This is a genomic window from Rhodococcus sp. (in: high G+C Gram-positive bacteria) (assembly GCF_049299235.1).
Taxonomy (GTDB): domain Bacteria; phylum Actinomycetota; class Actinomycetes; order Mycobacteriales; family Mycobacteriaceae; genus Rhodococcus.
The window spans coordinates 50,918-58,424 of sequence record NZ_JBAQXC010000287.1; the positions used below are offsets into that span (position 1 = coordinate 50,918).

Here is a 7,507-nt window from a genome sequence, read left to right on the forward strand (position 1 = left end):
TGCAGCGTGGCGTGGTGGTGCGTCCGGCCGTTTTCACCAGCCGCACCGGCCGGACTGTCACGATGTGAGGATGACGACCGCTGCCACACCGAAGGGCGAACGGCGCCGGCAGGCGCTGGTCGAATCGGCAGCCGAGCTCATCCTCGAGGGCGGTATCGACGCGGTTCGTCACCGCGCGGTCGCGAACCGCGCGGGCCTGCCGCTCGCGTCGACGACATACTATTTCGAATCCCTGGACGAGCTCGTGGTGTGTGCATTCGAGCACAACTCGCATCAGGAGCTGGACTCGATGCGCGCGCGCGTCGAGGAAGTCGCTCCGCTCCAGCGCAGCCTCGAATCGACCGCGGAGCTGATCGTCGACCTGCTGGTGGGGCCACGCCGCGCCGGTGAGCTCGAGCGTGAGCAACTGATTTCCCGATACGAGCGCTGCGTCGCCACCGCCCGTCACCCCGAGCTGCGCGACGTCCAGTTGCACGCCCGCCGGACGGTCGACGACCTGCTCGCCGACCTACTGGAGCGATGCGGCCGCCGGATTGAGCCGACCGGTATCCGCCGGTTGGTCGCGGCCGTCGACGGGTCCGTTCTCGGTGCCCTGGGCGAGCTCGACCCCGATCCGCGTGGATTGGCACGCGGCATCCTGCTCGACGTCGTCGGGAGTGTCGCGCCGCCCACCGAGCACGATCCGTAATGCCGGACCCGTAAACTGTGCGGTTGTGACCGCTATTCCGAATGTCCTTGCCACCCGATATGCCAGCCCCGATCTTCGGGAACTGTGGTCGCCGGAGCACAAGATCGTGCTCGAACGGCAGTTGTGGCTCGCGGTGCTGACCGCGCAGGCGGAGCTGGGCATCAACGTTCCGGCCGAGGCCCTCGCCGACTACGAACGGGTTCTCGGGAACGTGGATCTCGAGTCGATCGCGGCTCGCGAGCGCGTCACCCGCCACGACGTGAAGGCCCGCATCGAAGAATTCAACGCGCTCGCCGGACATGAGCACGTGCACAAGGGCATGACCAGCCGCGACCTCACCGAGAACGTGGAGCAACTGCAGATACTGCGGTCGCTCGAGCATATTCACGCGCACGGTGTCGCGATCGCGGCCCGCCTGGCCGAGCGTGCCGCCGAGTACTCGACGGTGGTGATGGCCGGGCGTTCCCACAACGTTGCGGCGCAGGCCACCACCCTCGGCAAGCGGTTCGCGTCGACGGCCGACGAGCTGCTCATCGCGCTGACCCGGCTGCGCGAACTCATCGACCGCTATCCGCTGCGCGGCATCAAGGGCCCGATGGGTACCGCACAGGACATGCTCGATCTACTCGACGGTGACGCGGGCAAGCTCGCACAACTCGAGCAGAAGGTCGCCGAGCATCTCGGTTTCGCGCATGTGTTCACCAGTGTCGGGCAGGTCTATCCGCGGTCGCTGGATCATGACGTGGTGTCCGCGCTCGTGCAGGTCGGTGCGGGCCCGTCGTCGCTGGCGCACACCGTCCGCCTGATGGCCGGGCACGAGCTGGTCACCGAGGGTTTCCAGCCCGGCCAGGTCGGTTCGTCGGCGATGCCGCACAAGATGAACACCCGTTCGTGTGAGCGCGTGAACGGATTGCAGGTGGTGCTGCGCGGCTATGCGTCGATGGCTGCCGAGCTGGCCGGGGCGCAGTGGAACGAAGGTGACGTGTTCTGTTCGGTGGTGCGTCGTGTCGCATTGCCCGATGCGTTCTTCGCGATCGACGGTCAGATGGAGACGTTCCTGACGGTGCTCGCCGAGTTCGGTGCCTACCCGGCGGTGATCGAGAAGGAACTGAACCGCTACCTGCCGTTCCTCGCCACCACGAAGGTGCTGATGGCAGCGGTGCGGGCCGGTGTCGGGCGGGAAACCGCCCATGAGGTCATCAAGGAACACGCGGTGGCGGTGGCGCTTGCGATGCGCGAGCAGGGCCGCGAACCGGACCTGCTGGACCGGCTCGCCGGCGACGACCGGTTGCCGCTCGACCGGGCGGCACTCGAGGTCGCGTTGGCCGACCGCTCCGCATTCGTCGGTGCGGCCGAAGCGCAGGTGGCGTCCGTGGTGGACGCCGTGGAGAGCGTAGTGGCGCGGTATCCGGAGGCGGCGAAGTACAGGCCGGCTCCGATTCTCTGAGCCGTCGCGTCGCACGCCCCGGGGGGATGTTCGATCGGGTAACGGAAATGAAGCAGGGGAAAGAAGATGTCCGACAAACATGAGCAATCCGGGCGGATTCGAGACGCCGCGCGTACCCGCGCGGCACTGCTCGACGCCGCTCAGGAGATTTTCCTGAGGGACGGCTATGCGGCCGCCGCGACCGAGGAGATCGTGGTGCATGCCGGGGTCACCCGAGGTGCGCTGTACCACCACTTCGCGAACAAGCGGGAACTCTTCCGCGGTGTCATCGAGAGGATTCAGCTCGAGGCGGAGGCGACGCTGGGGACACCCGCGATCGACGCCACACCGTGGGAGATGTTCCTCCACGCGGTGTTCGCGTCGCTGGACACGGTGTACGACCAGGCGACCCGCAGGCTGCTGTTGATCGAGGCCCCGGCGGTGCTGGGGTGGGCCGAGGTGCGCGAGGTGCACCGCAAGTCGACGATCGCCCGTGTCGAGCGGTCCCTGGCGGCGATCGCGCGCGCGGACGGCTCTGCGCCACCGTCCTCGCCGGTACTCGCGCACCTGCTGCTCGCTGCGATCGAGGAAGCGATGCTGTATCTCGCGCACAGCGACGACCCGTTACGGGATCGTCCGGAGGTCGAAGCTCAGCTCATTCGTCTGCTCGGCGTTGTTCGTCCTCCGTTGACGATGCAGGGCATCGCGTGAGCGGGCCGGGCCCGCGGACCGACGATCCGTCGCGGTGACCGACTGCGTCTTCTGCACGATCGTGGCGGGCGAGGCACCGGCCAGCGTGGTGCTCGACGAACCCGATGTGATCGCGTTCATGGACATCCGTCCGTTCACCGCAGGGCATCTGCTCGTCGTCCCGAAGCGTCACGCGGCGGGGCTGGGCGGACTCGCATCGGAGGACGGGGCGCGCGTCTTCGATGCGGGCAGGCGCATCGCCGTCGCGCTGCGCTCCGGCGTCGTGCCCGCCGATGGTGTCAATCTCTTCTTGGCCGACGGTGCCGCCGCGGGCCAGGAGGTCTTCCACGTGCACCTGCATGTGATTCCGCGCCGACGCGGTGACGGATTCGGGTTGCGCGCGCTGCCGCGGTCCGCGAACCGGACGGTTCTCGACGGCACAGCCGCTGCGATCCGGGACGCGCTCGCGCGATAGTGGATCCGGGACGCGCTCGCGCGATAGTGTGCGACGCGCCGCACCGGCGGGGTGGGTTTGGGTAGACGCGACCTTCCCGTGCTCTACGGTGATCTTGTGGCCCGTGCGCAACCGATTCTGACGCCGCTCACCGAAGCGGCGATCTTCCTCGTCGCGACCGTCGACGAGGGTGGCGAATCCGAGGTTCGTGACCTGCTCGCGGATCTCGCCGATCTCCGGCGGGCTGTGGGATTCCGGATTCCCGACGGCGGCCTGTCCTGCGTCGTCGGCATCGGCTCCGGGCTGTGGGATCGGCTCTTCGACGGCCCACGGCCGGCCGAACTGCACGAGTTCGTCGAACTCGACGGAGGCGAGCATCACGCCCCGTCCACTCCCGGCGATCTGTTGTTCCACATCCGGGCCTCGTCGCAGGACCTGTGTTTCGAACTCTCGGCGAAGATCAACGATCGCGTGCGGGGTGTCGTGACGTTCGTCGACGAGGTGCACGGCTTCCGCTACTTCGATCGGCGTGACCTGCTCGGGTTCGTCGACGGCACGGAGAATCCCGAAGACGACGACGCGGTCACCGCGACCATCGTGAGCGACGAAGACTCCGATTTCGCCGGTGGCAGTTACGTGATCGTGCAGAAGTATTTGCACGACGTCGGTTCCTGGAACGCGTTGACGGTCGAGGATCAGGAACGCGTCATCGGCCGGACGAAACTCGACGACATCGAACTCGACGACGAGGTCAAACCGTCGAACTCGCATGTCGCGCTGAACACCATCACGGATGCGGACGGGAACGAACGGCAGATCGTCCGCGCCAACATGGCGTTCGGGAGCATCGGCAGCGGCGAATTCGGGACCTATTTCATCGGATACGCGGCGTCGCCGGACGTCACCGAGCAGATGCTGCGCAACATGTTCCTCGGCGACCCGCCGGGCAACTACGATCGCATCCTCGATTTTTCCACGGCGGTCACCGGAAGCCTGTTCTTCTGTCCGGCCGCCGAGTTCCTGGACGATCTTCCCGTACCGCCCCCGACCGCCGATTCCGCAACGGAGCCGGAACCCGTCGACGACGGATCGCTCGGCATCGGCACCTTGAGAAGGAGTTCGACGTCATGAACAATCTCTACCGCGACCTCGCCCCGATCACCGATGCCGCGTGGGCGTCGATCGAGGAGGAAGCGATCCGCACGTTCAAACGGCACGTCGCCGGACGTACGGTCGTGGACTTCTCCGGGCCACACGGCGCCGATTTCGCGGCCGTCGGGCTGGGGCGCACCGAGGCGATCGCCGCACCCGCCGACGGTGTGCAGTCCCGCCGGCACCGAGTTGCTCCGCTCGTCGAGTTGCGGGTTCCGTTCACCCTGTCGCGGGAAGAGATCGACAATGTCGAGCGCGGTGCGCAGGACTCCGATTGGGATCCGGTGAAAGAGGCGGCGAAGAAGATCGCGTTCGCCGAGGATCGTGCGATCTTCGAGGGCTACGCGGCAGCCGATATCGACGGGATCCGGACGAGCTCGTCGAATCCGCCGCTGGAACTGCCCGAGGATCCGCGCGACATTCCGGAGGCGATCAGCCAGGCATTGTCCGCGCTGCGTCTCGCCGGTGTCGGCGGCCCGTACTCGGTGCTGCTCGGCGCCGACGAGTTCACCAAAGTCAGCGAAACCGCCGATCACGGCTATTCGATCAGGGAGCAGATCCGCCGGCTCATCGACGGTGACATCATCTGGGCGCCCGCGATCGACGGCGCGTGTGTGCTCAGCACCCGCGGTGGTGACTTCGATCTGCAGATCGGTCAGGACCTGTCCATCGGATACCTGTCGCACGACAGTGAGACCGTCCAGTTGTACTTCCAGGAATCGTTGACCTTCCTCGTGTACACGGGCGAGGCGTCCGTCGCGCTGCGTTCTGCCTGATACGTGGCGGCGCCGACGTCAGCGGTGCGACGGCGCTCCGGCCGCGAGCGCGGCCGCGTTGACGCGGCTCAGCACGTCGTGCAGTTCCTCGAGTTCGGAGATGTCCACGCCGAGCGTGTCGACGACGGTGCCGGGCACGGCTTCTGCGCGGGTCCGCAGTGCACGCCCCTTGTCGGTGAGGTCGACCACCAGTTGCCGTTCGTCGGTGGTGCTGCGGGTGCGGGTGAGCAGGTCCAGTGCCTGCAGGCGCTTGAGCAGCGGCGACAAGGTCGGTGAATCCAGTTGCAGGACCTGGCCGATTTCCTTGACGGACAGCGGTGCCCGCTCCCACAACACGAGCATCACCAGGTATTGCGGGTGGGTCAGGCCGAGTGGTTCGAGGATCGGCCGGTAGACCGCGAGCACGGCACGATTGGCCACGGCGAGTGCGAAACACACCTGTCGCTCGAGCGCGAGCGGGTCGTCGGCGCGGGTCGGGGTGTACGGGGCGGCGGTGTCGGAGCTCATTTCATCGAGAATACCCAACAGTTAGTGCACGAACTAGTGGGTCTGCCGGTCCGCGAAACGCACGTCGATCGAATGCGCGACGGCACCGCCATCACTCGCTGCCGGTAGCGTTCCCCCAATGTATCGTGCGCTTCTGAAGAAGCCCGGAATTGTTGGGCTGCTGCTGGTTCTGGCGGCATGCGGGAGAAGCGACGAGGAGTCGACGGAGGCGGTATCCCGCGACGGTCTCCTTCTCGCCACCGAGGACCTGCCCGCCGGAACGCAGACCTTTCGGTTCACCGAGCCGGAACAGTTGGTGATGAACCTACTGCTGGACACGCCCAGCGACGTCGGGTTGCCGATCGACATCGCGTACGAACCCGTGGAGTGCGGCGACCAGTCGAGCTACGCAGACGAATCCAGGCTGACGTTGAGCGACGTCGACGCGACGTCGATGATGGCCGCGTACCTCGACAACGAGCGTTCCTATCTCGCGCTGGTGAGTGACGTTCCGCTCGATGTCGCGCGGGTCGCGGATGCGCACACCGGATCGTGTTCGACGTACCGGATGGGCTCACGAACCATCACGACCTCGCGACTGGACCTCCCCCCGGCGATCGCAACCGAGAACGCCGTCATCCTCTACGAGGTATCCGATCCGGACAATCCGGACTGGTCGACCAGTGAGGTCCTCTACGGCTACGCATCTGTCGACGGGTACACGGTTGCTGCCGTGGGTATGGACGGCAAAGAATTCGAAGGCGAGTTCACCGAGATCTTCACGCAAGCCGTGCTGAAGGTCAGGGACCGGTAGTGAACGAGTAACTGTGCGAACACTTTTCGAGTGTGGGTCGGCAAACCCGGACCCGACGCCGACCACGCTGATCGCCGGCGTCGGCACTCACCGTACGTAGTCGGGGTAGTCCGTGTGCAGGAGGAGATAGCCGGCGAGATCCTCGACGAACCAGCCTCGGCCGTCGGCGGGCGTCTGCGCGTCACATACCGCGTCCCCCGCGAGGCAGACCCGGTCGACGCGGATGGCACCGAAGTCGTGGCGGCCGCCACCGAGGGTGATCCCAGGGGCCACCTGGCCGGGAAACTGTGTCTCGACTCCCTTCTCGTCCCGCGGATCGGCATAGAGAACACCGCGAATCCGATCCGGGGGGACCGATCCGTCCGTCGCGATCTCGGCCAGCGCGTCGCCCGCGATCGCGGCTCCCTGCGAGTAGCCGAGGACGACGATCTCCGATTTCGGGCACGCGGCGTGTTCCCGCGCGATCGCCTCGTGCAACCGGCTCTTGCCGATGGCCTTCGACTCGTCGTAGGCCATGCCGTCCGATCCCTTGCTCGAACCCGAGTCCGGCAACGGGACGACCACCGCGGGATAGCGGATGTGTTCGACGACCGTGCCCGGCTGACGGTAACGGTCGGAGATCTTCGCCAGCGGCGACTCCGGGTCCAGCGAGTCGACGGAGTTGGGATTCTTCGTGCCGTCGACCGCGATGACGAACCGCTCGGGGCACGGGTCGGTGGTGGCCGGACCCGGGTCGGCGAGCGCCGCCGCCGGTGCCAGGAGAGCGGCCGATGCGCCGACCGCGAGTGCGGCCGTCAGCAGGCAGAAGGTGCGGTGAAACGATTCCCTTGATCCGGACATGCCGAAACTCCTCGGGCAAAGTGACGTGGAACAGAGGGAGCGTACCGAGGTTGTGGGCTCTTCGCACTTGGTAGGGGCGGGTGCCGATCGACCCCGTTGCCGTGTCGGTGATTGAAAAAGGGCCCGCGCCCTTGTGAGCTGGGTGTTCTCAGGCATCCAGGACAGCAAGGAACGCGGGCAT

General features: G+C 66.6%; 9 protein-coding genes. 7 read left to right on the top strand and 2 right to left on the bottom strand.

The window, feature by feature from the left end:
• The first annotated feature begins 70 nt into the window (after positions 1 to 70).
• The 6 genes from WAX14_RS17010 (at position 71) to WAX14_RS17035 (ending at position 5,186) form a co-directional block, all read left to right on the top strand.
• Positions 71 to 688 (top strand): TetR/AcrR family transcriptional regulator, encoded by a 618-nt coding sequence (locus WAX14_RS17010; protein WP_422629228.1) that lies wholly within the window; start codon positions 71 to 73, stop codon positions 686 to 688.
• Between the two features lie 25 nt (positions 689 to 713).
• A complete protein-coding gene (purB, locus tag WAX14_RS17015) occupies positions 714 to 2,135 on the top strand; it encodes an adenylosuccinate lyase (protein WP_422629229.1) in 1,422 nt (473 codons plus the stop codon).
• A gap of 66 nt (positions 2,136 to 2,201) precedes the next feature.
• Complete coding sequence (locus WAX14_RS17020) at positions 2,202 to 2,825, top strand: TetR/AcrR family transcriptional regulator (protein WP_422629230.1); 624 nt, start codon at positions 2,202 to 2,204, stop codon at positions 2,823 to 2,825.
• A 34-nt stretch (positions 2,826 to 2,859) separates the two neighbouring features.
• Positions 2,860 to 3,279 carry an HIT family protein gene (locus tag WAX14_RS17025; protein WP_422629231.1) on the top strand — a complete coding sequence of 140 codons (420 nt, stop codon included), beginning with the start codon at positions 2,860 to 2,862 and terminating at the stop codon, positions 3,277 to 3,279.
• 96 nt (positions 3,280 to 3,375) lie between these two features.
• Positions 3,376 to 4,389: a Dyp-type peroxidase gene (locus WAX14_RS17030; protein ID WP_422629232.1), complete on the top strand. Its 1,014-nt coding sequence runs from the start codon at positions 3,376 to 3,378 to the stop codon at positions 4,387 to 4,389.
• Positions 4,386 to 5,186 carry a family 1 encapsulin nanocompartment shell protein gene (locus WAX14_RS17035; RefSeq protein WP_422629233.1) on the top strand — a complete coding sequence of 267 codons (801 nt, stop codon included), beginning with the start codon at positions 4,386 to 4,388 and terminating at the stop codon, positions 5,184 to 5,186. Before WAX14_RS17030 ends, WAX14_RS17035 begins: the two co-directional genes overlap by 4 nt.
• 18 nt (positions 5,187 to 5,204) lie before the next feature.
• Here WAX14_RS17035 and WAX14_RS17040 read toward each other — a convergent pair whose 3' ends face one another.
• Complete coding sequence (locus WAX14_RS17040) at positions 5,205 to 5,693, bottom strand: MarR family winged helix-turn-helix transcriptional regulator (protein ID WP_422629234.1); 489 nt, start codon at positions 5,691 to 5,693, stop codon at positions 5,205 to 5,207.
• Between the two features lie 118 nt (positions 5,694 to 5,811).
• On the opposite strand from WAX14_RS17040, the gene WAX14_RS17045 reads away from it, so the two are divergent.
• Complete coding sequence (locus tag WAX14_RS17045; RefSeq protein ID WP_422629235.1) at positions 5,812 to 6,486, top strand: hypothetical protein; 675 nt, start codon at positions 5,812 to 5,814, stop codon at positions 6,484 to 6,486.
• An 87-nt stretch (positions 6,487 to 6,573) separates the two neighbouring features.
• Here WAX14_RS17045 and WAX14_RS17050 read toward each other — a convergent pair whose 3' ends face one another.
• Complete coding sequence (locus WAX14_RS17050; RefSeq protein ID WP_422629236.1) at positions 6,574 to 7,326, bottom strand: cutinase family protein; 753 nt, start codon at positions 7,324 to 7,326, stop codon at positions 6,574 to 6,576.
• Positions 7,327 to 7,507 lie beyond the last annotated feature (181 nt).

Coding starts and splice junctions, on each gene's coding strand:
- WAX14_RS17045 (WP_422629235.1), top strand. CDS start 5,812: ATGTATCGTGCGCTTCTGAAGAAGCCCGGAATTGTTGGGCTGCTGCTG.
- WAX14_RS17020 (WP_422629230.1), top strand. CDS start 2,202: ATGTCCGACAAACATGAGCAATCCGGGCGGATTCGAGACGCCGCGCGT.
- WAX14_RS17050 (WP_422629236.1), bottom strand. CDS start 7,326: ATGTCCGGATCAAGGGAATCGTTTCACCGCACCTTCTGCCTGCTGACG.
- WAX14_RS17040 (WP_422629234.1), bottom strand. CDS start 5,693: ATGAGCTCCGACACCGCCGCCCCGTACACCCCGACCCGCGCCGACGAC.
- WAX14_RS17035 (WP_422629233.1), top strand. CDS start 4,386: ATGAACAATCTCTACCGCGACCTCGCCCCGATCACCGATGCCGCGTGG.
- WAX14_RS17010 (WP_422629228.1), top strand. CDS start 71: ATGACGACCGCTGCCACACCGAAGGGCGAACGGCGCCGGCAGGCGCTG.